The 24,987-nt window shown below is 71.8% G+C and carries 23 protein-coding genes and 1 tRNA gene; 8 read left to right on the top strand and 16 right to left on the bottom strand.

Going from position 1 to position 24,987, the window contains the following annotated elements:
* Window positions 1-14: 14 nt before the first annotated feature.
* Window positions 15-791 (top strand): ribonuclease PH, encoded by a 777-nt coding sequence (gene rph / locus ACYVLJ_RS00235; RefSeq protein WP_460437364.1) that lies wholly within the window; start codon window positions 15-17, stop codon window positions 789-791.
* Window positions 788-1,396 (top strand): RdgB/HAM1 family non-canonical purine NTP pyrophosphatase, encoded by a 609-nt coding sequence (gene rdgB, locus ACYVLJ_RS00230; protein ID WP_460437363.1) that lies wholly within the window; start codon window positions 788-790, stop codon window positions 1,394-1,396. Before rph ends, rdgB begins: the two co-directional genes overlap by 4 nt.
* Window positions 1,397-1,491: 95 nt before the next feature.
* Here rdgB and bcp read toward each other — a convergent pair whose 3' ends face one another.
* The 5 genes from bcp to ACYVLJ_RS00205 form a co-directional block, all read right to left on the bottom strand.
* The gene (bcp, locus tag ACYVLJ_RS00225; RefSeq protein ID WP_451967648.1) at window positions 1,492-1,965 is read right to left on the bottom strand and encodes a thioredoxin-dependent thiol peroxidase; all 474 of its coding nucleotides are present in this window, start codon (window positions 1,963-1,965) and stop codon (window positions 1,492-1,494) included.
* A gap of 16 nt (window positions 1,966-1,981) precedes the next feature.
* Window positions 1,982-2,521 carry a hypothetical protein gene (locus ACYVLJ_RS00220; RefSeq protein ID WP_451967647.1) on the bottom strand — a complete coding sequence of 180 codons (540 nt, stop codon included), beginning with the start codon at window positions 2,519-2,521 and terminating at the stop codon, window positions 1,982-1,984.
* A gap of 193 nt (window positions 2,522-2,714) precedes the next feature.
* On the bottom strand, window positions 2,715-2,897 hold the full coding sequence (locus tag ACYVLJ_RS00215) for a hypothetical protein (protein WP_451967646.1): 183 nt from the start codon (window positions 2,895-2,897) through the stop codon (window positions 2,715-2,717).
* A gap of 133 nt (window positions 2,898-3,030) precedes the next feature.
* The gene (locus tag ACYVLJ_RS00210) at window positions 3,031-3,912 is read right to left on the bottom strand and encodes a hypothetical protein (protein WP_460437362.1); all 882 of its coding nucleotides are present in this window, start codon (window positions 3,910-3,912) and stop codon (window positions 3,031-3,033) included.
* A gap of 118 nt (window positions 3,913-4,030) precedes the next feature.
* Window positions 4,031-4,921: an AraC family transcriptional regulator gene (locus ACYVLJ_RS00205; RefSeq protein ID WP_451967642.1), complete on the bottom strand. Its 891-nt coding sequence runs from the start codon at window positions 4,919-4,921 to the stop codon at window positions 4,031-4,033.
* 141 nt (window positions 4,922-5,062) lie between these two features.
* On the opposite strand from ACYVLJ_RS00205, the gene ACYVLJ_RS00200 reads away from it, so the two are divergent.
* On the top strand, window positions 5,063-6,145 hold the full coding sequence (locus ACYVLJ_RS00200; protein ID WP_460437361.1) for an aldo/keto reductase: 1,083 nt from the start codon (window positions 5,063-5,065) through the stop codon (window positions 6,143-6,145).
* Here ACYVLJ_RS00200 and ACYVLJ_RS00195 read toward each other — a convergent pair.
* Together ACYVLJ_RS00195 and ACYVLJ_RS00190 are read right to left on the bottom strand one after the other, a co-directional pair.
* Window positions 6,139-6,888 (bottom strand): NAD(P)-binding domain-containing protein, encoded by a 750-nt coding sequence (locus tag ACYVLJ_RS00195; protein WP_460437360.1) that lies wholly within the window; start codon window positions 6,886-6,888, stop codon window positions 6,139-6,141. The two genes, ACYVLJ_RS00200 and ACYVLJ_RS00195, sit on opposite strands and share 7 nt — an antisense overlap.
* 8 nt (window positions 6,889-6,896) lie before the next feature.
* Window positions 6,897-7,814: a helix-turn-helix domain-containing protein gene (locus ACYVLJ_RS00190; protein ID WP_451967636.1), complete on the bottom strand. Its 918-nt coding sequence runs from the start codon at window positions 7,812-7,814 to the stop codon at window positions 6,897-6,899.
* Between the two features lie 70 nt (window positions 7,815-7,884).
* On the opposite strand from ACYVLJ_RS00190, the gene ACYVLJ_RS00185 reads away from it, so the two are divergent.
* Window positions 7,885-8,832 carry a saccharopine dehydrogenase family protein gene (locus ACYVLJ_RS00185; RefSeq protein WP_460437359.1) on the top strand — a complete coding sequence of 316 codons (948 nt, stop codon included), beginning with the start codon at window positions 7,885-7,887 and terminating at the stop codon, window positions 8,830-8,832.
* A gap of 406 nt (window positions 8,833-9,238) precedes the next feature.
* Here ACYVLJ_RS00185 and ACYVLJ_RS00180 read toward each other — a convergent pair.
* Window positions 9,239-9,312, bottom strand: a tRNA-Leu gene (locus ACYVLJ_RS00180).
* A 99-nt stretch (window positions 9,313-9,411) separates the two neighbouring features.
* Between ACYVLJ_RS00180 and ACYVLJ_RS00175 the strand changes: the two genes are divergently transcribed.
* On the top strand, window positions 9,412-9,633 hold the full coding sequence (locus ACYVLJ_RS00175; protein ID WP_460437358.1) for a DUF3618 domain-containing protein: 222 nt from the start codon (window positions 9,412-9,414) through the stop codon (window positions 9,631-9,633).
* Window positions 9,634-9,636: 3 nt separating this feature from the next.
* On the opposite strand, the gene ACYVLJ_RS00170 is transcribed toward ACYVLJ_RS00175, so the two are convergent.
* Both ACYVLJ_RS00170 and ACYVLJ_RS00165 read right to left on the bottom strand, forming a co-directional pair.
* A complete protein-coding gene (locus ACYVLJ_RS00170) occupies window positions 9,637-10,062 on the bottom strand; it encodes a hypothetical protein (RefSeq protein WP_451969788.1) in 426 nt (141 codons plus the stop codon).
* Window positions 10,063-10,267: 205 nt separating this feature from the next.
* A complete protein-coding gene (locus ACYVLJ_RS00165) occupies window positions 10,268-10,867 on the bottom strand; it encodes a TetR/AcrR family transcriptional regulator (RefSeq protein WP_460437357.1) in 600 nt (199 codons plus the stop codon).
* A gap of 71 nt (window positions 10,868-10,938) precedes the next feature.
* Between ACYVLJ_RS00165 and ACYVLJ_RS00160 the strand changes: the two genes are divergently transcribed.
* Window positions 10,939-12,396, top strand: a complete 1,458-nt coding sequence (locus ACYVLJ_RS00160; RefSeq protein WP_460437356.1) for a flavin-containing monooxygenase — start codon at window positions 10,939-10,941, stop codon at window positions 12,394-12,396.
* A 57-nt stretch (window positions 12,397-12,453) separates the two neighbouring features.
* Here ACYVLJ_RS00160 and ACYVLJ_RS00155 read toward each other — a convergent pair whose 3' ends face one another.
* The 3 genes from ACYVLJ_RS00155 to ACYVLJ_RS00145 all read right to left on the bottom strand — a co-directional run bounded on the left by ACYVLJ_RS00155 (window position 12,454) and on the right by ACYVLJ_RS00145 (window position 17,354).
* Window positions 12,454-12,924: a helix-turn-helix domain-containing protein gene (locus ACYVLJ_RS00155; RefSeq protein WP_451967627.1), complete on the bottom strand. Its 471-nt coding sequence runs from the start codon at window positions 12,922-12,924 to the stop codon at window positions 12,454-12,456.
* A 246-nt stretch (window positions 12,925-13,170) separates the two neighbouring features.
* Complete coding sequence (locus ACYVLJ_RS00150) at window positions 13,171-14,811, bottom strand: LCP family protein (RefSeq protein WP_460437355.1); 1,641 nt, start codon at window positions 14,809-14,811, stop codon at window positions 13,171-13,173.
* Between the two features lie 386 nt (window positions 14,812-15,197).
* Window positions 15,198-17,354 carry a phospholipase A2 gene (locus tag ACYVLJ_RS00145; RefSeq protein ID WP_460437354.1) on the bottom strand — a complete coding sequence of 719 codons (2,157 nt, stop codon included), beginning with the start codon at window positions 17,352-17,354 and terminating at the stop codon, window positions 15,198-15,200.
* Between the two features lie 180 nt (window positions 17,355-17,534).
* On the opposite strand from ACYVLJ_RS00145, the gene ACYVLJ_RS00140 reads away from it, so the two are divergent.
* On the top strand, window positions 17,535-18,722 hold the full coding sequence (locus tag ACYVLJ_RS00140; protein WP_460437353.1) for a hypothetical protein: 1,188 nt from the start codon (window positions 17,535-17,537) through the stop codon (window positions 18,720-18,722).
* Here ACYVLJ_RS00140 and ACYVLJ_RS00135 read toward each other — a convergent pair.
* Together ACYVLJ_RS00135 and ACYVLJ_RS00130 are read right to left on the bottom strand one after the other, a co-directional pair.
* A complete protein-coding gene (locus tag ACYVLJ_RS00135; protein WP_460437352.1) occupies window positions 18,700-20,130 on the bottom strand; it encodes a sensor domain-containing diguanylate cyclase in 1,431 nt (476 codons plus the stop codon). The genes ACYVLJ_RS00140 and ACYVLJ_RS00135 overlap by 23 nt on opposite strands.
* 312 nt (window positions 20,131-20,442) lie before the next feature.
* A complete protein-coding gene (locus tag ACYVLJ_RS00130) occupies window positions 20,443-21,693 on the bottom strand; it encodes an MFS transporter (RefSeq protein WP_451967617.1) in 1,251 nt (416 codons plus the stop codon).
* Window positions 21,694-22,045: 352 nt separating this feature from the next.
* Between ACYVLJ_RS00130 and ACYVLJ_RS00125 the strand changes: the two genes are divergently transcribed.
* Window positions 22,046-22,945 carry an SDR family NAD(P)-dependent oxidoreductase gene (locus tag ACYVLJ_RS00125; protein WP_451967615.1) on the top strand — a complete coding sequence of 300 codons (900 nt, stop codon included), beginning with the start codon at window positions 22,046-22,048 and terminating at the stop codon, window positions 22,943-22,945.
* A gap of 64 nt (window positions 22,946-23,009) precedes the next feature.
* Here the strand turns inward: ACYVLJ_RS00125 and ACYVLJ_RS00120 are convergent, their stop codons facing one another.
* A complete protein-coding gene (locus tag ACYVLJ_RS00120) occupies window positions 23,010-24,866 on the bottom strand; it encodes an AMP-dependent synthetase/ligase (RefSeq protein WP_460437351.1) in 1,857 nt (618 codons plus the stop codon).
* Window positions 24,867-24,987 lie beyond the last annotated feature (121 nt).

The following is a 24,987-nucleotide window of genomic DNA, read 5'->3' as shown; positions in this document are numbered from 1 at the left end:
CCTAGAGTGCTCCCGTGGCTCGAAAAGATGGCAGGAACGACGACCAGCTCCGGGACATCAAGATCACCCGGGGGTTCCAGCAGTGGCCGGCGGGGTCCGTGCTGATCGAATTCGGCAACACGCGGGTGCTGTGCGCGGCGAGCGTCACCGAAGGCGTGCCGCGCTGGCGGGCCGGGTCCGGCCTCGGCTGGGTGACCGCCGAATACGCGATGCTGCCGTCCGCGACCAACACCCGCGGTGACCGCGAGTCGGTCAAGGGCCGGATCGGCGGTCGCACGCACGAGATCTCGCGGCTGATCGGGCGTTCGCTGCGTGCCTGCATCGACCTGGCGGCGCTGGGCGAGAACACGATCGTCATCGACTGCGACGTCATCCAGGCCGACGGCGGCACCCGCACGGCCGCGGTGACCGGCGGCTACGTCGCGCTGGCGGACGCGATCACGTGGCTGGGCGCGGCGAACCGGCTCAACGACCCGCAGCCGCTGTCGTCGTCGGTGGCCGCGGTGAGCGTCGGCGTGGTCGACGGCCGCGTGCGGCTCGACCTGCCGTACGAGGAGGACTCGCGCGCCGAGGTCGACATGAACGTGGTGGCCACGGACGCGGGCACGCTGATCGAGGTCCAGGGCACCGGCGAGGGCGCGACCTTCGCCCGGTCCACTTTGGACACCATGCTGGACATGGCCCTGGCGGGCTGCGAAGAGCTGACCCGGCTGCAGAACGAGGCCCTGGCGCTGCCGTACCCCGGCGAGCTGCCGGAGCCGCGTCCGGACAGGAAGAAGGGCTCGAAGTGACGAAGCTGCTTCTGGCCACGCGCAACGCGAAGAAGCTGGGCGAGCTGCGGCGCATTCTCGACGCCGAAGGGATTTCCGGCATCGAGGTGCTCGGCCTCGCCGACGTCCCGCCGTTCCCGGAGGAGCCCGAGACGGCGCCGGACTTCGAGGGCAACGCGGTCGCCAAGGCCCGGGACGCCGTCGCGGCCACGGGTCTTCCGGCGATCGCCGACGACTCGGGCATCGCGGTCGACGCGTTGAACGGCATGCCGGGCGTGCTGTCGGCCCGCTGGTCGGGCAAGCACGGCGACGACGAGGCGAACCTGGACCTCGTGCTCGCCCAGCTCGGCGACGTGCCGGACGAGCGGCGCGGGGCGCAGTTCGTCTGCGCGGCCGCGTTGGTCCTGGCTTCCGGCGAGGAGACCGTGGTCCGCGGCGAGTGGCGCGGATCCCTGGTGCGCGAGCGGCGGGGCACGAACGGCTTCGGGTACGACCCGATCTTCGTCCCGGACGGCGAGTCGCGGACGTCGGCGGAGATGGCGCCGTCCGAAAAGGACGCCCAGTCCCACCGGGGCCTGGCGTTGCGGGCCCTGCTCCCGGCGCTGCGGGAACTCGCCGAAGGCTGAAGCTCAAGTCTGCGGAGGCCACATTGAGGGGATGTGACCTCCGCGGCTTGCTGCGTGCTGGGACCGTGTGCGGTGGGCGAGTGGTCAGCCGGTGATCAGGAAGCCAGGCCGAGGTCGCGGGTCAGCTTCGCCACGTGGCCGCTCGCGCGGACGTTGTAGAAGGCGTGGGCGATCTTGCCCTCCGGGTCGACCACGAACGTCGAGCGGATGACGCCCATGTAGGTCTTGCCGTAGTTCTTCTTCTCGCCGTACACGCCCCACTCGTTCAGGACGGTCTTCTCCGGGTCGCCCAGCAGCGGGAAGGTCAGCTTCTCGTTCGCGACGAACTTCGCGAGCTTCGCCTGCTTGTCCGGCGAGATGCCGATGACCTGGTAGCCGGCGTCGTTGAGCTCCGAGAGGTTGTCGCGGAAGTCGCAGGCCTGCTTGGTGCAGCCCGGCGTGCTCGCGGCCGGGTAGAAGTACACGACCACGGACTGGCCGCGGAAGTCGCGCAGGGAGACGTCCTTGCCCTCGCTGTCGGGCAGGGTGAAGTCGGGGGCGTCGTCACCCGGGGAGAGTCGCTCGGTCATGCCTCCGAGCCTAACGTCAGGCGGGCCCGCAATAGGTGGCGACAGCGGCATCTGCAGCACTCTGGCGGATCTGCAGCCGCAGCTGGGTCGGCTCCTGCGGCACCGCGAAGGCCAGCGTGACGTGCACCGAGCGGCCCGGCAGGACGTCCTTGCCCGCGTCCGCGATGCCCGTGAAGCCCTGGGTGGTGTCCGCGACCTGCTTGACCGGCGCGCCCGCCGTGGTGGCCGTCACGGTGAGACCCGAGAGCTTGTACGTCGTCGCGCCGTCGTTCGTCAGCTCGACGTCGAAGGCCGCGCCGCGCGGGCTGTGCGGGTACGCCGAAGCACTGGGCGTGAAGGACTTGGGCGAGCCGACCGAGATGGTGACCCCGCTGGCGAACCGGTGGTCCGCGCCGAACTTGAGGTCGTTGCCCGCCTGCGCCGCGCTGGCGCCCGCCTGGCCACCGCCCGCGCCGAGCGCGGCGGTGCCGTCCTGAGCCGCGGGGACCCCGCACGCCACCGCCAGGGAAAGCAGTCCTGTGGTGAACATGATCTTGCACGTGCGCGCGAGCGCCATTGCGGGTACTCCAGTCGGCGGGTCGGGGGTGCCGTTCGGCATCGGGGGCGTGCCGGGCGAACCCGCTCCACTCTGGCCGTGATCCCGCTCGGTTACGAGGCGCCACCGGGGGTTGTCGCGCACCTGGTGCCGCCCCGTGGCCAATCCGTGACCGGAACGGCACGGGTGGTGACAATCACCACCGACATGCCACTTAAACCGCGAGCGCGAACAACAGGATGAAGATCGCCACCCCGGCCACCCAGGAGGCCATCAGCCAGCCGAAATCCCGGACCGGATCAACGGCGCGGCTCTCCTCGCCGGGCACGTACACGCCGCGTTCCTCGAACCAGTCGGCCCACCGGGCGAACCAGCTCAACGGGTTGCGCGACGACATCCTCCACCTCCGGGCACCGGCTTCCCCGTCACAGTACGGGTTCGGCCGCGCACACCGGAAGCCGCGTGCCGGTGACTGTCGGTGACCCGAGAGTCCACGGCCGAGTGAAGCCCGGCGGCGGTGGTGTAGAAGCTCAGACGACTCCGTTGCGCTGCAGGATCGAGACCGCGCGGACGGTCGCGTAGCCGCGCCATTCGAGCTCCGCCGCGGGCGAGTAGCTCGCGAAGTCGACCCGCCAGCCGCCGTCGTCCTGCTGCTCGTCCGCCAGGCGCCGCAGCTCCGCGTCGATCACCTCGGCCTTGAACAGCGCGCGGGCCGGACGGTCCGGCAGGGGCGCGAAGTCCAGTGCGCGCAACGTTTCGCCCTCGGAGCCGCCGGCTACGGGGACCAGTCCGTCGGGTGAGACGTACGGCGCCAGCCGGTCCAGGAGTTCGGCCGTCTCCGGGTGGAAGTCGTGGGCCGCGTCCACCATGCCGACCGCGAACGACAGCTCGATCGCGTGCGGCGCCTCGGCGATGGCGCGGATTTCGCGGAAGCAGTACTGCGTCGCCGCCGCGAGCCACGGGTGTTCCCGCACTGCCTGGTCGTGGCGGGCGACGCGCAAGGCGACGCCGGCCGCGAACGCCGTGCTCTGCAGCGTGGCCCGCTCCGGGTCGGCTTGGGCCCAGAAGGGCGCGCACCCCGCCGGGTCCGCCACCGGCAGGGCGAACGGCAGCCCGCCGTCCGGGGTGGAGACGGACGCGAGCCAGTCGCACAGGGGCGCGGAGTGCGGGGAGGTGCCGATTTCTTCGAACACTTCGAAGGCGTGGAGGGCTCCGCCGGGCTGGCTCTCGGGCGCCCGCAGATCGGGCTCGAGGCCCCAGCCGTAGCCCCCGTCGGGATTGCGGTAACCGTCGACGGCGGCCAGTACGGCGTCGGCGGTCGTTTCGCCGCGGAGCAACTCGAAGCGGCGTCGGTCGAGGAGCCGGGCGTGCGTCGCCATGAAGGACGCTGCCGCGGAAAGGTTCACAGCCATGCGGTCAGCCTCGCACCGGCGGGCGCGGCGGTCTTGAACGGATCGGACCTCGGGCCGCCGGGGTCGCAGGTGGCTGCGCGGGTTGGTCGGACTCGGGCGGTCCCGACCGGATCGGACCTCAAGGCAGCCGCGGTCCCGGAGCGGCCGCCGCGCGGAGGCGGGCCGCGTCCTGGCCCGGTGGGGCTCCGAACAGGCGGCGGTACTCGCGGTTGAACTGGGAGGGGCTGTCGTAGCCGACCAGGTGGCCCACGCCCGCGATGTCCGCCGCGCCGGCCAGGAGCAGCGAACGGGCTTCCTGCAGGCGGATGCGCTTCTGGAACTGCAGCGGGCTCAGGGCCGTCACCCCGCGGAAGTGCCGGTGGAACGCCGACGGGCTCATCCCGGTCAGCTTGGCGAGCTCTTCGATCCGCATCGGCTCCGCGTAGTTCTCGCGGATCCAGCGGATCGCGCGCCCGACGTGCGCGAGGCCGCTGTCGGCCAGGCCGATCTGGCGGACCAGGTCACCGTGCGGGCCGGTCAGCAGGCGCCACAGGATTTCGCGCTCGACCAGCGGGGCCAGCACCGGCGCGTCCGCCGGGTGGTCGAGCAGCCGGAGCAGCCGGACGGCTGCGTCGAGCAGCTCCGGGCCGGCGTCGCCGGTCGCGATCGGCGACGCCGGTGGCGTGCGCGACCAGCGGCCGGGCGGGGTTTCGAGCAGCAGCGGGGCGATGGCCGCCGGGCGCAGCGCGAGGCCCATGCCCAGGGCCGGCGTCTCCGGCGTCGCACCGAGGAAATGGCCGGTCACCGGCAGGTCCGTGCTGACCAGCAGGTACTGCCCGGCCCGGTACTCGTGGACCTGCTCGCCGAGCAGGAGCCGCTTGCCGCCCTGGGCCAGCACGACCAGCAGCGGCTCGGTCAGCGAATAGTCCGGTTCGCTGGTGTCCACTTCGGACAGCAGCAGGCCCGGGATCGGGGTGCGCAGGTCGGCGCGCGCGTGGGCGGCGACGAGGTCGCGAAGCTCGGTCAGCACCTCTCCAGGGAAGCACTGCGACGCGCCTGAAGCAAACACGCTTGCGTGGATCGTGCAAGAACCGGCGTCGATCAGTCTACCGTCTAGCTGGGTCAATGCGGTTTTCTGGTGTTGGTCAAAACGACACCAGAGGAGCGGTTCATGACACTCGACCAGTACGTCACCCTCGGCCGGTCCGGGCTCCGCGTCAGCCCGTTCGCGCTCGGCGCGATGACTTTCGGCGAAGACCCGGGCGGCGCCGGCTGCAGCGTCGAGGAGTCCGAGAAGATCCTCGCGACCTACCTCGACCGAGGCGGCAACTTCGTCGACACGGCCAACTTCTACACCAACGGCCATTCGGAGAAGATCCTCGGCGACTTCTTCGCCGCGCAACCGGGCCGGCGCGACCACGTCGTGCTCGCGTCGAAGTTCTTCGGCAACATGTTCCCGGGCGACCCCAACGGCGGCGGCGCCGGCCGCGCGTCGATCATCGCCCAGCTCCACGAGTCCCTGCGGCGGCTGCGCACCGACCACCTCGACCTCTACTGGCTGCACAACTGGGACCGCCACACGCCGGTCGAGGAGACCATGCGGACCCTCGACGACCTGGTCCGGGCGGGCAAGATCCGCTACGTCGGCTTCTCGAACACCCCGGCGTGGGTCACCGCGCAGGCGCAGACGACGGCACTCCTGCGCGGCTGGACGCCGTTGATCGCGCTGCAGGTCGAGTACTCGCTGCTGGCGCGGACGGTCGAAGGCGAACTGGCGCCGTTCGCGCTCGACCAGGGCCTCGCGCTGACGCCGTGGAGCCCGCTCAAGAACGGCTTCCTGTCGGGCAAGTACCGGCGTGACACCGGGGTTTCCGACTCCGCCCGCGCGGCTTACGTCGGCGGCCCGACCGATGCCGAGTACGCGGTGATCGACGCCGTGGCGTCGGTCGCGGCCGAGCTGGGGACGACGTCGGCGGCGGTGTCCCTGGCGTGGCTGCGGGCCCGGCGCGGAACGGTGGTCCCGATCGTCGGCGCGCGGCGGCTGGAACACCTGACCGGCAACCTTGCGGCCCTGGAGGTCACGCTCACGCCCGCGCAGCTCGCGGTGCTGGACGAGGTTTCCGCGCCCACGCTGGACTATCCGGCTCCGATGCACGGCGCCCAGCGCGCGATGCTGCAGTTCGCGGGCGCGACGGTCGACGGCGAACCGTCCACTGTGTACCCGCCGCTGCTGCGGAGCGACGTCCGCTACTGACCTTTCACGCGGGCGAGGACGTCGTCGAGGGCGTGGCGCACACGGGCGGGGTCGCGCACGGCCGTCCGGAACTGCTCGTTGATCCCGCCCGGCGTCTCGTGCTTGCGCGCCAGTTCGCCGAGGGTGCCCCGGTGCGCGGCCAAGGTGTGGCCGAGTTCGCCGAAGACGTGGGCGATGTAGGCGTTCGCGTCTTCGGGGGCGACGCCGTGCTCGGCCATCCAGCCCGCGATCGTGGCGAGCTGGTCGAGGTGCGCGGCGAAGGTGGCGGTGGCGGCGCTGAAGGTGGCGAGCGCCGTCTCGTCCGCGGGGACGACGACGTCGCCGACGGTTTCGAAGAGGGCCCTGGCGTCGGCGTCGTCCGGGTACATGGCGGTGCGGCTCGCGCGCCGGCCGGCCGTCGGCAGCGGGATGCACCGGACGACCCGCCCGGCCGGCGAAACCCAGTCGCGCACCTGGGTGACGGTGACGGCGGCGACCGCGCTCACCACGACGTGCTCCGGCCGGAAGACGAGCCCGGCCAGCACTTCCCGGACGACCTGCGGCCGCACGGCGAGGACGACCGTCGTGGCGCTGTCGAGCACCTCCTGGTTGCCGCCGCAGACCCGCACGTTCGGGAAGCGGGTGGCCAGATCGTGCGCGATGTCGTGGTTGCGCGGGGAAAGGACCACGGACGCCTCGGTGCCGAGGCCTTCGACGATGGCGGCGGTGAGTTCGCCGGTCCCCACGAATCCGTACGTCTGCATGGCGAACCCTAACCGCGGAACGTCCGGCGGTAGGTGTCCGGGGGCACGCCGACCGTGCGGTTGAAGTGGCGCCGCAGCGTCGCCGCCGTGCCCATGCCGACCGCCGCCGCGATCGTGTCCACACCGGAATCCGTGTGCTCCAGCAGTTCCTGCGCCCGGCGGATCCGCTGGGTCAGCAGCCATTGCAACGGCGTCGTGCCCGTTGCCGAGCGGAAGTGGCGGGTGAGGTGGCGGGTGCTCAGGTTCGCCTGCCGGGCCAGGTCCTCGACGGTCAGGGGCCGGTCGAGCCGGGCGGTGATCCACGGCAGCAGCGCGGCCAGCGGGTGGTCGTCGCGGGCGGGGACCGGCGTGGCGACGTACTGGGCCTGCCCGCCGGCCCGGTGCGGCGGCACGACGAGGCGGCGGGCCACCGCGTTGGCGGCCGCGGAGCCGTGGTCGGCGCGCACCAGGTGCAGGCACAGGTCCATCGCGGCGGCCTTGCCGGCCGAGGTCAGCACCCGGCCGTTGTCGACGTAGAGCACGTCGGGGTCCACGGTCACCCGCGGGTAGCGGGCGGCGAGGACGTCGGTGTGCGCCCAGTGGGTGGTCGCGCGCAGGCCGTCGAGCAACCCGGCCGCGGCGAGCACGAACGCGCCCGTGCAGAGCGACGCGACCCGCGCGCCGCGTGCGTAGGCCGCCTGCACCGCCTCGACCAGGTCGGCCGGCGGGTCCGCGTCGACGTCCGCCCAGCCCGGCACGAGCACCGTGCCCGCACGGGCGAGCCGGTCGAGCCCGTCGTCCGGCTCGAGCAGGAACCGGCCGACGCGCACGGGCCCCGAGCCGCAGACGGCGAAGGCGTACCGCGGGTCGTCGCCGAACACCTCGGTGGCGATGGTCAGCTCGAACGACAGCATCCCGTCGGTGGCGGCCAGGGCGACGTCGTGCATGTCCGAAAGTGTACGCATCAAGGCGTTCCGGACACTGTCGCCGCGGCCGCACCGTCGTGAGGATGGGGGCATGACTTCGGTACTCGTGTACGGCGCCTACGGGCACACCGGCCGGTTCGTGGTGGGGGAACTGCGCGACCGCGGCTTCACCCCGGTCCTTTCCGGCCGCGACGCGGCCCAGCTCCCGAACGGCCGCCCGGCACCGGTCGACGACCCGGCCGCCCTCGACCGGGCCTTCGAAGGCGTGGCGGCGGTGATCAACTGCGCGGGCCCGTTCGCGGTGACGGCGCGTCCGCTGATCGAGGCCGCGGCCCGCGCGGGCGTCCCGTACGTGGACGTGGCGGCGGAGATCGAAGCCAACCTGGACACCTTCGAGCTGGCGGTGGACACGGTGGTGGTCCCGGCGATGGCGTTCTTCGGCGGCTTGGCGGACCTGCTGGCAACGACGGCCATGGGCGACTGGCCGGAGGCGGACGAGGTCCACGTCGCGTACGGCATGAGCGGCTGGCAGCCGACGGCGGGAACGCTCTCCGCGGGCAGGGTGTCCCGGGCCCGCCGCGCCGGCAAGCGCATCCGCTACGCGGACGGCCGCCTGGAGCACCGCGATGACGCCCTGCGGACGCTGGACTGGCCGTTCCCGGAACCCCTGGGCACCCGCCGGGTGTTCGGGGAGTTCTCGATGGCGGACATCGTGACGATTCCCAGGCACCTGAAGGTCCCCACGGTCACGAGCTACATGACGCTCAACGCGGCCAACCAGCTGTCGACGGCCGCCCCGCGCACCGAGGCCGAAACGTTCGTGGTGGACGTCGTGGTGCGCGCGGGCAGCGAAGAACGCCGAATCGTCGCACGGGGCCAGGACATCTACGCGGTGAGCGCCCCACTGGCGGTGGAGGCGGCGGACCGAATCCTGACCGGCCGGACGAAGACAAAAGGCGTGGCCCCGGCGGGAGAGATCTTCGACGCACCGGACTTCCTGCAAGCACTGAAGCCACACATCACGACCGCCCCAAGGTGACCAGACCGGACAAGGCAACCACGACGGTTCCGGGGGCGAAGCCGCCCGGGTGGGGGTGTGGGGGCGAAGCCCGCCGGGTGGGGTCCGGGGTGGAGCCGCCCGGGTGGGGGTTCGAGGGCGAAGCCCGCCGGGAAGGGAGCCGGGGGCGAAGCCGCCCGGTGGGGGTCTGGGGGCGAAGCCGCCCGGGTCGGGGTTCGGGGGCGGAGCCGCCCGGTGGGGGTCTGGGGGCGGAGCCGCCCGGTGGGGGTCTGGGGGCGGAGCCGCCCGGTGGGGGTCTGGGGGCGGAGCCGCCCGGGCGGGGGTCCGGGGGCGAAGCCCGCCGGGCGGGGTCTTCTGGGGGTCGCACCCCCAGAAGACACGACGAAGTGATCCGGCGAAGCGCGAAGCGCGGAGCAAAGGAGAAACGTGGGCCCGGAGAGACTCGAACTCTCACTGGCACGGACCTAAACCGTGTGCCTCTGCCAATTGGGCTACGGGCCCTCCAGTAGTGGGAAGCGTAGCGTGCGGCGTGGCCGGTGGGGCGGCGGTGGGGCGGTCGTCTAAGTTGGGGTGTGGAAGTCCCTGCGGCGAGGAGGACACGTGGCTCGCGATCCCGAGACGATCGAGCGTGAGATCGAGCAGGCCAGGACGGCCCTGGCGTCGACGCTCGATCAGCTGACCGTCAAGGCCGACCCGAAGAAGTTGGCGGAGTCGGCGAAGGACGGTGTGCGCGCCAAGCTGGACGACCCGAAGGTGAAGTACCCGCTGATCGGTGCGGGTGTGCTCGTGCTGGTCCTGTTGGTGCGGAAGTTGCTCAAGTAGGGGTCAGGCGCGGGCTTGCTCGGCCTTTTTCTCGACGGTCTCGGGGGCCGGCTTGGGCTCCTCGACGGCTTTGGGGAGCTGTTTGCTCGGCGGCAGGGCCGGCTTCTTGTCGGCCGTGGCGTCCGGGGTCTTCTCGGTGGTCTGCTGCTTCGGGACGCTGCCGGGGGGCGGGATCTCGAGCGGGGGCAGTTTGGGGAGGGTCATCCGGGCTGTCATGTAGGCCTGGGTGAACTCGAACGCGCTGCCGTTGAGCAGGTGCACGACTGTGGTCTTGGTGTCGCCGGCGAGTTCCTCGACCAGCTGGTCGGCTCGGTCGCGGGCGGCGATGATGCCGGGTGCGCGGGCGGTCAGCTCCTTCTCCCGTCCGCTGACCGTGATCGCCCAGTCGGCGTCCTCCTGGACGTATGTCGCCGTGATCGCTTCCACCATCTGCCTCACGCCCCTCTCCCTCTTCAGCATGCTTTACACAACCGTGACGCCGCTACCGCGTTGTCATGACGCGGTGTCTGCGCCCCCTCTCGGCTGCGAAAAGTCCAGCACACTTTCTACCGTGTCTTCGATACCGTAGAGCAACTCTGTGTCACACGACACGACAGCGCTGAGTAACGACCGAATGGCCTAATGCACTTGCATTTTACCGTGCACGGTGCTGGAGGCCGCTCCACAGCACGTCCATGGCGTATTCGGTGGCGGTCTCGGGGCTCACTTCGTCGTGTCGCTCGCACCAGATCGCGAGGCGTTCGCACGCGCCGACCACGAATTCCGCGGCGGCTTCGGCGCGCAGTTCGTCGCCGCTGTCGAAGTGGCCGCTCATGAGGGCGGCGATGAGGTCGGTTTGCTGGCGCCGGGTTTCCTCGACCTCGTCGGCGGCCGGGGTGCCGATGAGGGCCATCTCGTGCCGGAGCAGGGACCAGGCCTGGCGTCGCTCGCGGATGAAGACGAAGAAGGCCAGGAGGCCGCGGCGCAGGGCGTCCTCGGCGGTGGCCGCGCCGATGGTCGCCTGCTCGGTGACCTCGCGCAGTATCGCGCGGGACTGTCGGATGCAGGCCAGGAGCAGGCCTTCCTTCGAGTTGAAGTACTCGTAGAGCATCGGTTTGGAGACGCCCACGAGTTCGGCGATCTCGTCCATGGACGCTGCCGCGTAGCCGCGCGCTGAGAAGACCTCTTCGGCGACCTCGATCATCTGTCGTTCGCGCTCGGCCCGGGGCATGCGCTTGCGCTTCGCGGTGGTCACGGGTCACACTCTACCGCTAGTAACCTACTCTGAGTAAGATGGACGACGGGTAACAGTAACCGGGAGGCGCGATGGGCAACCGCACGGAGACCGGGGTCGTCATCGTCGGGACCGGGTTCTCCGGTCTCGGCATGGCGATCCAGCTGCGCAAGGAGGGCCGCGACGACTTCGTCATCCTCGAGAAGGCGGACGACGTCGGCGGCACCTGGCGGGACAACAGCTACCCCGGGTGCGCCTGCGACATCCCGTCGCACATGTACTCCTTCTCCTTCGAGCAGAACCCGGGCTGGTCGCGGGCGTACTCGCCGCAGCCGGAGATCTGGCGGTACATGCGCGAGGTCGCCGACAAGTACGACCTGCGGAAGTTCGTCCGCTTCGGTCAGGAGATGACCGGCGCCCGCTGGGACGCCGAGGGGAACCGATGGCACGTCGCCACGAGGGGCGGCGACGAGTTCGTCGGGACCGCGCTGGTCGCCGGGGTCGGCGCGCTGCACCTGCCGATGATCCCGGAGCTGCCCGGGATCGAGAAGTTCGAAGGTCCGGCCTACCACTCCGCGCGGTGGCGCCACGACGTCGACCTGAAGGGCAAGAAGGTCGCCGTGATCGGCACCGGCGCCAGCGCGGTCCAGTTCGTGCCGAAGATCGCCCCGGACGTCGAAGAGCTGACGCTGTTCCAGCGCACGCCGCCGTGGATCATGCCGAAGGCCGACCACGAGATGTCCGGGCGGGCCCGCACGCTGTTCAAGGCGTTCCCGCCGGCCCAGCGCGCCTACCGCACCCTGCTGTACTGGATGCTCGAAGCGCGTGCGATCGGCTTCAACGGCCAGTCCTGGGTGATGAAGCTCGGGCAGCGGCTGGCCAAGCGCAACATCGACCGCGCGATCACCGACCCGGCGTTGCGGCGCAAGGTGACCCCGGACTACACCATGGGCTGCAAGCGCGTGCTCATCTCCAACGACTACTACCCGGCGCTGGCGCGGGACAACGTCGACGTCGTCACCGAGGGCGTGAAGGAGGTCCGGGAGCGCAGCGTCGTCGACGCGGCGGGCGTCGAGCACGAGGCCGACGTGATCGTCTACGGCACCGGCTTCCACGTCACCGACGCCTTCGACGACCTGGAGATCGTCGGCCGCGACGGGCGCAACCTCGGCAAGGAGTGGGCGACCGAGGGGATGCGGACGCACCTCGGGATCACCGTCGCCGGCTTCCCGAACCTGTTCTTCCTGCTCGGCCCGAACACCGGCCTCGGGCACAACTCGGTCGTCTTCATGATCGAGGCCCAGATCTCCTACGTCGCCGAGGCGCTGCGGCTGGCCCGCGGGAAGGCCATCGAGCCGAAGCCCGAGGTGCAGGAGCGGTTCAACGCCGCCATCCAGCGCAAGCTGGCGAAGGGCATCTGGACGCGCGGGGGCTGCAAGAGCTGGTACCTGGACGCCAAGGGCGTCAACCGGACGATCTGGCCCGGCTTCACCTGGCGCTACTGGCTCGACACGCGCAAGGTGCGCCGCGAGGACTTCCTGGTCGGCTGACGCTCGTGAGTGTTCAGGGCGGTGGGGACCGCCCTGAACACTCACGACCGCGGGGGATCAGCGGGAGGCGTACCGGCGCAGGTGGGCGATGAGGTCGACGGTCGGCAGGTCGCACAGCTCGGCCATGCGCTCCAGGGCCGGCAGGTCCAGGGCGACCTCGGCGGCGCCGTGCTCGCCGGCCTGGCGCAGCCGGTCGTCGGCCCAGCGGCGCAGCGGGAGCAGGTCGGCGGGGGCGTCGGCGACGAGCTTGCGCAGGTCGACGCGGACCCGGCCGGGCTCGTCGACGAACACGCGGCGGTGCACCTTGGCCAGCAGGTCCTGGGGGAGCTCGTCCATCGCGACGCACAGTTCGACCAGGCGCACGACGGAGCACTGTCTCGTGCCCAATTCGTAGGTGGCCAGCGTCTGCAGCGAAATCTCGCTCTGCAGGTGCTGGTTCAGCTCCTTGCGCGTCCACCCTCGGCTGCGCCGGAGCTTGCGGAGCTCGTCCCCGAGTATCCGCTGGTACTCCTCAGCGTCGATCAGCACATCAATGTCCCCTGCCGTGCTCTCCCGCGGCACCCGCACGGTGGTGACAAGTTTTCCCGTGCAGGTGCACCCTCACGGATATGTAAGTGCGCGGGAGCCCCGGCCTTACGCGATTCCGGGCATGTCTTTGATACCGATTGCGCGAGTTAGGCCGATCGGGTTAACGGCGGGTAGCTGAGAGTGCAAGTTGCATTTTGCAGCTTCATCGGAAACGCCGACGTTCCCGGTGAACGGGCTGGTAGGACGTCAGTTGACGCAGGGAACGCCTTCGGCGGTGATCGGCTTGTCTTCGTCGGCGGGCGGCGGTGCGGGGGCCTGTGAAGTCGGGCCCGCGGCCGCGCCGGAGCCGGCGCCCGCGTCGGAAGCCGTGCCTTCGTAGTCGGAGCCGAGGAAGACCATCACGTGCCCGGCCGCCACGCTCTTGTCCTCCTGGACCGTGGGCGAGCCGCCGAGCGCGTCGGCGACGGCTTGGCCCTTGTCCTTGCCGCCCTTGGGCACCCAGATCACCGTGGTCTTGCGCGCGGTCGCGTTCGCCGTGTCGCCGGAGGTGAAGCCCTTGCCTTCGAGGGTCTTGGCGACGCTCGCGGCCAGGCCCGTCTTGCCCGAGGCGTTGCGGACGTCGACCGTGGTCGCCTTGTTCGCCGGGTCGGCCTGCGGGGCGGACGGCTGCGAAGGCTGGCCCTGCTGCGGTCCGGCGAGGCTCTGCACGAACTGCTTGATCTCGGCGGGGTCGACCTGGATGGCGGTGCCGTCCTCGGGCGTCTTGTACTCGACGTTCTTCACCGGGATGGTGCGGAACTCGAGCTGGCCGCCGGTCAGGCCCTTCATCTGCTGGGCGAACCCGAGGATGTCCCAGTTCTGGTTGAGCACGACCGACTTCTTGATGGCGTCGATCAGGTCGTTCAGCTTCGACGGGTTGGTGAGCGTGCCGGCCGAGAGCACCTTGCGGGCCATGCCCGCCATGAACACCTGCTGCCGGACGACCCGGTCGAGGTCGCCGTTGGGCAGGCCGTGGCGCTGCCGGACGAACTCGAGCGCCTCGACGCCGGAGATCGTGTGCTGGCCCTTGGTGAAGTTCGCCCCGGAGTACTCGTCCTTGACGTTGTTCTTCAGGCAGACGTCGACGCCGCCGATGGCCTTGGTGATGTCGCTGAAGCCGAGCAGGTTGACCGCGGCGTAGTTGTCGATGGTCGACCCGGTGAGCTTCTCGACCGTCTGGATCAGCTCCTTGGCCCCGGCCTGGTTGGCCTGGACGTCGAGGTCCTTGGGGTCGGTGACACCCTGTTTCTGCAGGTCCTTGCGGGCCTGCAGCATCGCCCGCGCGTACGCCGAGTTGATCTTGTGCCTGCCGAAGCCGGGGATGTCGACGTAGGAGTCGCGCGGCAGCGACATCGCGACGGCCTTGCTGCCGTCGTTCGGGATGTGCACGAAGATCAGCGAGTCCGTGTTGAGCTCGCCGTCGGACTCGCCGGCGCGCAGCTCGTCGAGCACCTCGCGCGGCAGCGGGTTGCCCTGCGCGTCGGTGCGGCTGTCGAGGCCGACGAGCAGGATGTCGCGGGCGCCGTCGGCGGGCTTGTCGCCCCCGCCGCCGTCGCTGATCACGTTCGCGTAGTTCAGGCCGTTGACCAGGCCCTGCATGGCGGCCCACGCGTACCCGGTCAGGCCCATCACCAGCAGCGACACGACGGCCAGCGCGATCTTCGCGCCGCGGAAGGAGTTGCGGCGGGCCCGCGGGGCCGGCCCGCGCGGCGGCGCCACGCGGCGCGCGTCCACCGGTTCACGGCGGGGCGCCGGGCGGCGCGGCGGTGGGGTGCGCCGGCCTGGCTCGTCCGTCCCGGGCCGGACAGGACGGCGGCCGCCTTGCCCATTCCGAGGCGGGTGATCCACGCGGGCTGCTCCTCACTGCATCGATCGGTGGTCCTGGGGTTGGGACGCATGGTGCCCTCACCTGGTTGCCGTAGCGTTACACATCCCCCCGCGACTGTGGCACGCACCACCCATTTTCCCGCACCCGAGCCGGTCGCGCCTGGTCAGGGCGTCGCGTTGGCGGGGCGGCGGGGAGTTGGGGCGTGCTGGTGCTGTGGGGGAGCGGGTGGGCTGGTCGCGCCTGGTCAGGGTGTCGCGTTGGCGGGGTGGCGGGGAGTGGGGGCGTGCTGGTGCTGTGGGGGAGCGGGTGGGCTGGTCGCGCCTGGTCAGGGTGTCGCGTTGGCGGGGCGGCGGGAAGTGGGGACGTGCCGCTGCCGTGGGCGAGCGGGCGAGCCGGTCGCGCCTGGTCAGGGCGTCGCGTTCGCCGGGCTGCGGGCGGGCAGCAGGGTGCCGGCGGTCGCGAGCAGTGCGAATCCGGCGGTCGCCGCGTGGAGGGTGACGCCGAGGAGTTCGGATGTGCCTCCGCCGTCGGCGGCGAACAGCAGGGAGGGCACGCAGGCCAGCGCCGTGGCCAGCCAGGTGCCGGTCGCCGCGCCCGCGCCGAGGCGGATCGTGTGCAGCAGGAACACCCCGAGCAGCAGGTGCACCAGGCTCTGGATCGGGTCGAGCCGCAGGCCCAGCAGGTCGGCGTCGGCGGCCACCACGCCGAAGCGGGTCAGCGCGAAGCCGAACACGCCGAGCGTCGCGTAACCGATGCCGAACCCGGCCGCGGCCCTGGTCAGCAGCACCGCCCGGCGGCCGGGGAGCTCGGCCGCCCGCGGCCGCCGCGCGCCGTGGCTGTGCCGCTCGAACCACCAGAACACGAGGGTGGCGGGCACCGCGAGCAGCCCGACGGCGACCAGCGTGCGCGGCCGGGCCAGCCAGCTCAGGCCGTCCGCGATCCGGCCGGGCAGGTGGACGACGGCCACGAGCAGCAGCATCCCGGCCAGGAACGCCAGGTAGAGGCTCATCGGCGCGCGCACCACGAACCGGCAGGCGACGGCGACGCCCGGCCGGTCGGCCAGGCGCGTCAGCGGGCCGGCCAGGAGCCCGAGCACCCCCAGCTGCACCAGGCCGAGCAGGAGCACGCCCCACGGCGGGGCCGAGAACGCCGCCGGGGCGCCCGGGCTGCCGAGCAGGACGGGTGGCCCGTCCCGCAGGACGCTCGCCACGACGAGGCCCGCCACCCCGGTCGCGGCGGCCGCGGCGAGCAGACGTCGTGACGGGCGGACGCCGTCCGCGTGCGCGAAGGCGAGCTGCTGGGCGAGGAGCGCGAGGGCGAACGTCGCGGCGAAGCGGGGCAACGGCGAGCCGGTCGCGTCGGCGGCGAGCTCACCGCCGACGACCAGCGCGAGCAGTCCCGCGGCCGCGCTCACCGGCGCCCGGCGGTGCAGGGCCAGCAGCGGGGGCGCGCAGACGATCGTCAGCAGGTAGACCCCGAGCAGCCACAACGGGTGCAGCGCGATCCGCATGACGGTCGCGGTCGTGCCCGCCGGGATGCCGAGGAGTTCGAGCGCCAGCGGCGTCAGCAGCGCGACGACGGCGAAGATCAGCGCCGGGCGCAGCAGCGGGCTGGCGCGTTCGGCGAGGTAATGGCGGTAGCCGCCGCCCTCGGCCTGTTCCGTGCGCCAGCCGGCCGCGTTGGCGTGGCCGCCGGCGAAGAAGATCAGCGGAGCCAGCTGCGCGAGCCACGTCAGCGGCCACAGCGCCGTCTCGGCCGCCCCGGCCCAGTGCGCGAGGGCCGTGACCGACTCGCCGACGAGCAGGAGGACGACGCCGCCGGCGCCGAGCAGGGCCCACCGCGTGACCGACGGCGGGACGTCGGCGGGCACGGGCAGGCGGGGCTCGCGGCGGGCCTTCAGCCAGCCGCGCAGCCGGACGACCAGCAGCAGGCCGATCACGAGCACGCCGGCGACCATCGGGCCGATCGGGTCGCCGACCGGTGGGCCCCAGCGCTGGTGCCACGAGTTGAGGACCAGGCCGGCCGAGTACAGCGACGCGACGACCCGGCAGGTGCCCGCCGAGCCCATCGGGTTGAGGTCGCACGCGTGGTGCATGTCGTGGGACAGCTGGTTGTCGAGGGCCTCGCGGACTTCCGGGCCGAGCGGGTGGCCCTTGCGGTCGGCGTAGCGCAGCAGGTCGTAGCCGAGGTCGTGGGACTTGCACGGCACGGCGTAGTCCCACTTCGTGTTGTCGTCGCCCCACGGGGTCGAGCAGCCGCCGTCGACGTGCACGGCGCGGACGGTGCCGTCGCGCGCGGTGAGGACGCCCGGGGTGACGCCGCTGAGCGCGGTGAAGTCCTTGGGCAGCAACGCGAGCGCGTCGGGCCGGGGGCCGGGGTGGACGAGCGCCTCGATGGCGTTCTGCGCGGCCAGGACGTCGCCGGTGGGCGGCCCCTGGTCCGGCGGGGCGGGCGGCCGCGAGGAGATCAGCCCGAACGCGAACACCACCAGCACGACCAGCAGAAGCCAGCCGGACGTCGACCAGGGTCGGCGGACACGAGGCGGCGCGGTCGGGGCGGGCATGGGTCCCAGAGTGCCAGTCCCGTCGCGGGGCCGACATGGGGACAACCCCCGCGGTTCACCGCGGCTTTCCCCTAAGCTGCCCGATCGGGTGGCGCCCGGGTCTGCCCCTTCTTACGTTCCGCGGCCGTCCGGCGCCCGCGACACTGGGCGCGGGGGCGCGGCGGACCAGGAGGGCGCGCAGTGGGCTCGACCGATCCCGGCGGCACGCGGCCTGCCGCACCCGTGGAGAGCACGGTGCGCGCCCTGCGCCGGCTGGCCCCCGGGGCGACGCTGCGTACACCCCGTTCCCCCGAGCTGCGCCTGCTCGCCTGCGCGTTGCGCGAGTGCCGGCCCGGCGAGCTGGCGGGACGTCATCCCGGGCCGGTGCGGCGGGTGGTGCTGGCCGCGCAACTGCGGGCGTTGGACCGGGCGATGACGGGGTTGTTCGGCTTGGAGGTGCGCTGCCCGGAGGCGGCGCGGCTGGTCCGGGCGGCGAGGTTCAGCGGGACCGGGAGGGGAGGCGTCCCGCTGGCGCGGTTGCTGGCCGAGCCGGGCCTGCGCTCGGCGGCGCTGGGGTGGGCCGAGGTGACCGGGGCGCGGATCCTGGCCGCGGAGCTGCGCGGCGAACCGGCCGCGGTGGACGCCGAGGACGGGCGACGAGCGGCGGAGCTGACGGTGGCGGCGTTGCTGCCGCGCGCCGAGGTCGGTGACGGTGGGCGCGAGGTCCTGCTCCCGTGGGCGGGCGGACCTTGCTGTGGGTTGGCTGGGGGTGGTGGCTTGGCTGGTCGACCTCCGGCCTGTGGCGGGCGGGGTGACGGCGGGCTGTGCTGCGGAGGGGCTGGGGATGGCGGCCTTGCAGGTCGACCTTCGGCCCGCGGCGGGTGGGGTGACGGCGGCTTGGCCGGCCGACCGAGCACGTGCTGCGGGTGGGCTGGTGCGCATCGGGCATGCGCCGGTTCGGTCGGCGCCGATCGTGGCGCGCGGCCAACCGCTGCGGGTGGTCGCAGTGCTTGCGGCTCGGGCGGTGGCTTCCTCGAGGTCTGCTCAGTCCGCGCCGGCGCTCGAGGGTTCCGGGTCGACATCCGGGCCGATCCGCCCGTCGATCTGGTGCGGGACGACCTGGGCCTCACCCTGCGGGCCCTGTGGTGGAACGGCCTCGGGCGGGTCACCGACGACCTCGGGCACGAGTACCTCCTCCTGGCCAAGGACGCGGCCGGCACCGGGGTCGTGCGGCACTGGTGCCATCCGCGGCCGGCGCCGGGCGCCGCCGTGCTGCGGCTGGAGTCGGCCGGTTATCGCGGTGAACGGCTGCGGCTGGACTCCGCCGTGCGGGGGACGTCGGCCGAGGTGGTCGTGAAGCTCGCGCTCACGGTGCGGCTGGGGGCGTGAGCGGCGGACCCGGGGTGTCCGGGGCGAAGCAGACCTGGTCCCGGCCGTTCTCCTTCGCCAGGTAGACCGCCGCGTCCGCCGACTGCAGCAGGCGCTCCAGCGTGTCGCCGTGGCGGGGGTGCCTCGCGACGCCGATCGACGTCGTGCGGTCGGCGATCGTGGCCGGGTCGCCGCGTTTGTCCGTTGTCACGATATGCAACTTGGCAATGGCAACACGTATCCGCTCGGCGGCGTCCCAGGTGGCCTCTTCGTCGATGTCCGGGAGCAGAATGAGGAATTCCTCACCACCGAAACGGCCGACCAAGTCGCTCGGTCTCGTCACTTCGTCGAGGGTTTGCGCAACCGTCCGGAGCACGTCGTCGCCCGCCGGATGACCATAGGTGTCGTTAATCCACTTGAAGTGGTCGAGATCGACCATCAGCAGCGCCAGTTGATCACCCGATCGGGCGGTGCGATCGAGTGCGCGCTCGGCCGACTCCGACCAGCCGCGCATGTTGAGAATCCCGGTTTTCGGGTCCGTCCGGACGTCGTTCTGGAGCTGGTCGAGTTCCGCGAGGCGATTGAACACCACGGTGACCACGGCCATCACGGCCACCATCGGCGGCACGGCGGCGAGCAGGATCGCGGTCACCGCACCGAGGCCGATGGTGATCGCTTCGAGCATGTTGTCGGCCGCGCTGCCGAGCACGTTACGAACCGTGCGCCCGGCGGGGGATCCCAGCATCAGGACCCCGCCCACGTACGCGATCTGGATGGCTTCGTAGATGGCCCCGGTGACGACGATCGTGCCGAACTCGGTGAGAAAACCGCCCCAGTCCGGTGGGCCCAGCACGTGCGGGCCGAGCGCCACGTACGTCAGGTGCGCGAGCGTGCCGGCGAGGCCGTGCGTGATCGAGGAAAAGATGAAGTTGTGGGCCGGCCGGCGCGCGATGAACCAGTGCTGCAACCGGATCACGGCGATGACGAAAAGTATCAGCGGGACCGGCAGGATCATCGCGGCGGAAAACGTCCAGACGGCCGTGAGGTCGATCAGGACCGTTTTCGTCCGGTCGCGCCGCCGTTCTTCCTGGCGCTGCGTCAGCTGAATGTGAACGGTGGCCCCGGCGGCGAGAATGGCGAAATTGATCCAGTCGTTTCGCGACGGAATCGGCGAACGCGCGAAAGCGACGACGAGAATCGCGATCGCGACGGCTTCGGCCGTCAGCATGAAGGCGACCTGGGCCGGTCGGCGGCGCCACAGCGCCCAGTTGCGCGGCCGGTAGGCGTGGCGGATCCGGGCAGTCGCGAGCGGACCACTGGTAGTGGTCGCGGGCCCGTCCGCGGTCACGCCCGGTTCCTTCGCGGTTTCGCCCCGCGTCGGCTCGGCCCCGTCCGCCGCGCCCGGGTCGCCGTCCGGTCCTGGATGCAATTGGTCACCTCCTTTCCAGCCTAGTCTCGCCCTTGAGTAATCTCATCGGTACCTGGCGGAGTGTTCACGCATTCCGCGGCCGGGTACCATCCCACAGCAACGGACTCGCCGAGTCCCCGGAGTAACTGCCGGGAACGCGGCACAAAAGGTTCTGCGAGACGCTCCCCGCATGGAGGTGCCCCATGAGCAACCGCGACTTCTGAACCACCCGCGAATTGTCGCCCGCGACGCCCGCGAATGCCATTCGTGATCTTGGTCCGACAGAGAGGTGGCACCCGATGGCCAACCGTGACTGGTGATCCCCGCACCCGCTCATGACCGCCGCGGTTCCGGATCCGCGCCGCCGCCGACCCGGCGCCAGGACACCGCGACCGGCACCGCCAGCAGCAGTCCCACCGCCCCCGCGAGCCCGATGGTCGCGTGCGCGGACCCGATTCCCTGCGCGACCAGACCGCCGATCCCCACGCCCACGCCCTGGGCCACCCGCAGCCCCGTCCGGTAGAGCCCGCCGGCGCTGCCCCGGATGTCGTTGGGCACCCACGTGATGAACGTGGCCGACACCGTGATGACGTAGGCGCCCGTCGCCCCGGCCAGCGCGAGCAGGACGAGCGCGACCGCCAGGTTCGGCCGGAGCGCGAACGCCGCCAGCGCGGCCAGCGGCAACGCCGCGAGCACGCCCAGCAGGCGGCGGCGGTGCTCCGTCGAGACGAACCGCGAAAGCAGGAACGTCCCGGCGACGAAGCCCAGCGGGTCGGCGGCCAGCAGCCAGCCGACCGCCTGGTCGCCCGCGCCCAGCTGTGCTGCGAGCGGTGCCGCCAGCCCCTCCGGGATCACCGCGAGGCCGACCAGCCACGACAGGTAGAGCAGGACGCGCAGCCGTTCGTCGCCGAAAACCTGCCGGACGGCGCCGAACCAGGGGGCGCCGCCGTCCCCGGCGGCCGGTCGGCGCAGCACCATCCACCGCACGGCGCCGGCCGCGACCAGGAACGTCAGCGCGTCGATCGCCAGCGCCCACGACGTGCCGATGCCGGTCACCAGCAGGCCGCCGGCGGCGAGGCCGGCCAGCATCGCGGTGTTGTTCGTGATCCCGCGCAGGTCCTGGCTCTGCAGGTAGACGTCGTCGTCGGTGAAGATCTCGCGGCCCAGCGCGTTCTGCGCCGCGTTGCACGGCGCGTTCGCCAACCGGGCGAAGACGAAGAGGACGAACAGCCAGCCCATCGGCATCCCGGGGACGGCCATCAGCCCGATCAGCACGGCCTGCGCGAGCGAGCCGGTCACGAGCACCGCGCGGCGGGGGAAGCGGTCCGCGAGCTGGGACAGCCCGAGCCCGCCGGCCAGCGCGGGCAGGAACGTCAGCGAGTAGACGACGGCCGAGAGCAGCGGCGACCCGGTCCGGTCGAAGATCAGGATGGCCAGCGCGACGATGGTCAGCTGGTCGCCGAGCATCGACTGCGTTTCGGCGAACCACAGCGCGCGGAACTCGCGGTTGGCCAGGACGGCCCGGAGCCGGGGTGTCGCGCGCGTCGTCACCTCGTAACCACCATCCCCCGATCGAGTGAACATGGATCGCCCGCATTGTGCCTCGCCAGTGACGACCCCATCCGGGGGAGTCACCGCGGACCCGCCGGAAGCACTAACAGTATGCCGCCGATTACGCGCCGACGTCCCCGGAACGCGGGCCACTGCTCCCTTCGGAGCCGATCGGGTTACTCCACCGACGGGTGGTGGTGATTGGCCGTGACCGGCTCGCGGGTACCTCCGGACTGATCGAACCGGATTCGCTCGGCGCAGGACGGCGGCCGCTCGTCGTCGGGGCGATGCCCCGTTGGGCCGGATGGGCCAAGACTGGACACAGAGCCGGCCGGGGTGGACGGACCGCGCCGCCGCCAGGCGTGCCGCAGAGCGGGGAGATGACATGGACGGGTTGTTGCAGGGCAAGGCGGTCGTGGTCACCGGTGCCGGCCGGGGCCTGGGCGAGGCGTTCGCGGTGCACGTCGCGCGCGCGGGCGGGTCGGTGGTGGTCAACGACATCGACGCGGAGCTGGCCGAGCGGACGGCCGAGACCATCCGCGCGCACGGCGGCCGCGCCGTGGCCAGCGGGCACAGCGTGGCCGAGGCCGGCGAGGCGCAGGAGATCGTCGACCTCTGCGTCAAGGAGTTCGGCGGGATCGACGGGCTGGTGAACAACGCCGGCCTGAACTACGAGGCGCTGCCCTGGGAGGACGACGCCGAGCAGGCGCGCGAGCTGGTCCAGGTCAACGTCATGGGCGTGGTGAACACCGGGTTGGCCGCGATCAAGGCGATGGTCGACGCCGGCACCGGCGGCTCGATCGTCAACATCTCCTCCGGCGCCTCGCTCGGGCAGCGCAAGCTGGGCGTGTACGCGGCGAGCAAGGGCGCGGTCGCGTCGCTGACCTACTCCTGGGCCCTCGACCTCGAGGAGGCCGGGATCCGCGTCAACGCCGTCTGCCCGCTGGCGCACACCCGGATGGTGTGGAAGTCCGAACGCTCGCTGCGCGCCTGCCCGCCGGACCGGACGCCGTCGCGGATCGCGCCGGTCGTGCTCTTCCTGCTCGGCGCGGGCTCGCACGGCATCACCGGCCAGATGATCCGGTGCAACGGCCCCCAGCTGCACGTCATGGGCCAGCCGTTCCTCAAGCAGCCGATCCTCGAGCGCCCGGTGTGGGACACCGAGACCGTGCAGAAGGCGTTCGACGAGGTCTTCTCCGCCCACCTGGAGAACTACGGCCTGGAAAAGCGCGTCCCGCCGCGGCTGCGCAAGTGGACGGAGTCGACCTCGCCGCGCACCGCCTGACCCGGTCGTGAGTGGTCAGGCGCGGTTCCAACCGCCCTGACCACTCACGACAGCCGCGGCAGGCTCAGGAGCCGGCGGCCGGCTCCGGGTCGCGGACCGCCGCGTAGAGCGCCTCGATGTCCGTCGAGTAGCGGTCGTTGATGATCCGGCGCTTGAGCTTGAGCGTCGGGGTCAGCTCGCCGGACTCGGGCGTCCACGCCTTCGGCAGCACGTGGTAACGCTTGATCTGCTCGATCCGGGCCAGCCGGCTGTTGGCGGACTCGACCGCGCGCTCCAGCTCGGCGCGGACCGCCGGGTGCGACGCCAGCTCTTCCGGCGTGGCTTCGACGCCGTTCGCCGCGGCCCAGCCGGGCGCGATCTCGTCGTCGAGGACGATCAGCGCCGTCACGTACGGCCGGTCGTCGCCGATCGCGACCGCCTGGCCGATCAGCGGGTGTTCCTTGAGGAGACCCTCGATCCTCGTCGGCGCGATGTTCTTGCCGCTCGAGGTGATGATCAGCTCCTTCTTGCGGTCGGTGATCGTGACGAAGCCGTCTTCGTCGATCGTGCCGATGTCGCCGGTGGCGTACCAGCCCTCGGCGTCCGTGGCGTCCTTGATCGTGCCGTCTTCCTGCAGGTAGCCGAGGAAGACGATCGGGCCGCGCACCAGCAGTTCGCCGTCTTCGGCGACCTTGACCTCGACGCCTTCGAGGGGCTTGCCCACCGAGCCGGCCCGGAAGTCCGTGCCGGAGTTCGACGTCGCCGCGCCGGTCGTCTCCGACAGGCCCCAGACCTCGCAGATCTCGACGCCGAGCCCGGCGAGGAAGTAGATGATCTCCACCGGCAGCGCGGCGGCACCGCTGGACGCCACGAGCAGCTTGTCCAGGCCGAGCAGCGCGCGCACCGGGGCGAGCGCGGCTTCGTCGGTCTGCCGGATCTTCTCCGCGAGCTCGGCCGGCACCTCCTGCCCGGCGCTGCGCAGCTTGTACCCCTGCTGCAGCAGTTCGTTCGCCTGCAGCAGCGCGGTCCGCCGGTCCTCGGGGACGCTGCCGAGCATGTTCTTCAGCCCGGCGACCATCTTCTCCCACACGCGCGGGACGCCGAAGAAGCTCTGCGGGTGCACCTGGCCGAGCGCCCCGGCCACCGCCGTCGGGTCGGCGAGCGTGTGCACGTGCCCGGCCCAGACGATCGGCAGGTAGATCGACAGCTCCCGCTCGGCGATGTGCGCGAGCGGCAGGTACGCGATGTTCGTCGCGTGCATGGGCGGGTGGTGCAGCTCGGTGACCGCGTACGCCTGGTGGATCGCGTTCCGGTGCGAGAGCACGACGCCCTTGGGGTCGCCGGTCGTGCCGGAGGTGTAGATCATGGACAGCGGGTCGTCCGGCTTGATCTCCTGCCACGACCGTTCGAACGCCTCGGGGTCCCCGGCAAGCGCTTCCTTGCCGCGTGCCCGCAGTGCGGCCAGCGAAAGGAAGCGGTCGTCGCCGTCCGGGATCGCGGCCTCGTCCATCACGACGACGTGGCGCAGCGCCGGGAGGTCGTCGAGCACCGGCCGCCAGCGCGCCAGCTCGGTTTCGCCGCCGACCACGACGACCGGGGCCGCGCTGTGCCGCGCGACGAACCGGATCTGGTCCGGGCTGAGCGTGGCGTAGGCGGTGCAGGGGATCGCGGACAGGTGCGTCGCGGCGAGGTCGGCGATGATGTGGTCCGGGCAGCCGGGCGCCATGATCAGCATCCGGTCACCCTTGGTGAGCCCCAGCCCGGCCAGGCCGCGGGACACCTCGGCGATCGCGGTGCGGAACTCCAGCCAGCTCAGCGTCGGCCGGCCTTCGACGTCGAGCGACGTGATCGCCGGCAGGTCGGGGTACTCGGCCGCGTTGCGGTGCAGCAGCCTCGGGATCGTCAGGCCTTCGGTCTGCTCGGCGACGGACGGGGTGGTCAACGCTGGCCTCCTCGAAAGCGGCGGAAAGCCACACTGTATTGGCTGCGGCGCCGGGTGGGTAGAGAATCGCGGCCAGGTCAAACCTCCCCTTCACACGGGCTTCCGGCGTCAGCTCCCCACG

It is taken from the genome of Amycolatopsis stemonae (genome assembly GCF_054781455.1).
Note: the sequence above shows the minus strand (reverse complement) of the source record. Positions and strands in the feature narration are given on the sequence as shown.

What these genes read in the sequence shown, in the direction of transcription:
- ACYVLJ_RS00125 (WP_451967615.1), top strand. Translation starts at nt 22,046, where the DNA reads ATGGACGGGTTGTTGCAGGGCAAGGCGGTCGTGGTCACCGGTGCCGGC.
- ACYVLJ_RS00195 (WP_460437360.1), bottom strand. Translation starts at nt 6,888, where the DNA reads ATGCAGACGTACGGATTCGTGGGGACCGGCGAACTCACCGCCGCCATC.
- bcp (WP_451967648.1), bottom strand. Translation starts at nt 1,965, where the DNA reads ATGACCGAGCGACTCTCCCCGGGTGACGACGCCCCCGACTTCACCCTG.
- ACYVLJ_RS00210 (WP_460437362.1), bottom strand. Translation starts at nt 3,912, where the DNA reads ATGGCTGTGAACCTTTCCGCGGCAGCGTCCTTCATGGCGACGCACGCC.
- ACYVLJ_RS00190 (WP_451967636.1), bottom strand. Translation starts at nt 7,814, where the DNA reads ATGCACGACGTCGCCCTGGCCGCCACCGACGGGATGCTGTCGTTCGAG.
- ACYVLJ_RS00170 (WP_451969788.1), bottom strand. Translation starts at nt 10,062, where the DNA reads ATGGTGGAAGCGATCACGGCGACATACGTCCAGGAGGACGCCGACTGG.
- ACYVLJ_RS00185 (WP_460437359.1), top strand. Translation starts at nt 7,885, where the DNA reads ATGACTTCGGTACTCGTGTACGGCGCCTACGGGCACACCGGCCGGTTC.
- ACYVLJ_RS00160 (WP_460437356.1), top strand. Translation starts at nt 10,939, where the DNA reads ATGGGCAACCGCACGGAGACCGGGGTCGTCATCGTCGGGACCGGGTTC.
- ACYVLJ_RS00130 (WP_451967617.1), bottom strand. Translation starts at nt 21,693, where the DNA reads ATGTTCACTCGATCGGGGGATGGTGGTTACGAGGTGACGACGCGCGCG.
- ACYVLJ_RS00145 (WP_460437354.1), bottom strand. Translation starts at nt 17,354, where the DNA reads ATGCCCGCCCCGACCGCGCCGCCTCGTGTCCGCCGACCCTGGTCGACG.
- ACYVLJ_RS00220 (WP_451967647.1), bottom strand. Translation starts at nt 2,521, where the DNA reads ATGGCGCTCGCGCGCACGTGCAAGATCATGTTCACCACAGGACTGCTT.
- ACYVLJ_RS00200 (WP_460437361.1), top strand. Translation starts at nt 5,063, where the DNA reads ATGACACTCGACCAGTACGTCACCCTCGGCCGGTCCGGGCTCCGCGTC.
- ACYVLJ_RS00215 (WP_451967646.1), bottom strand. Translation starts at nt 2,897, where the DNA reads ATGTCGTCGCGCAACCCGTTGAGCTGGTTCGCCCGGTGGGCCGACTGG.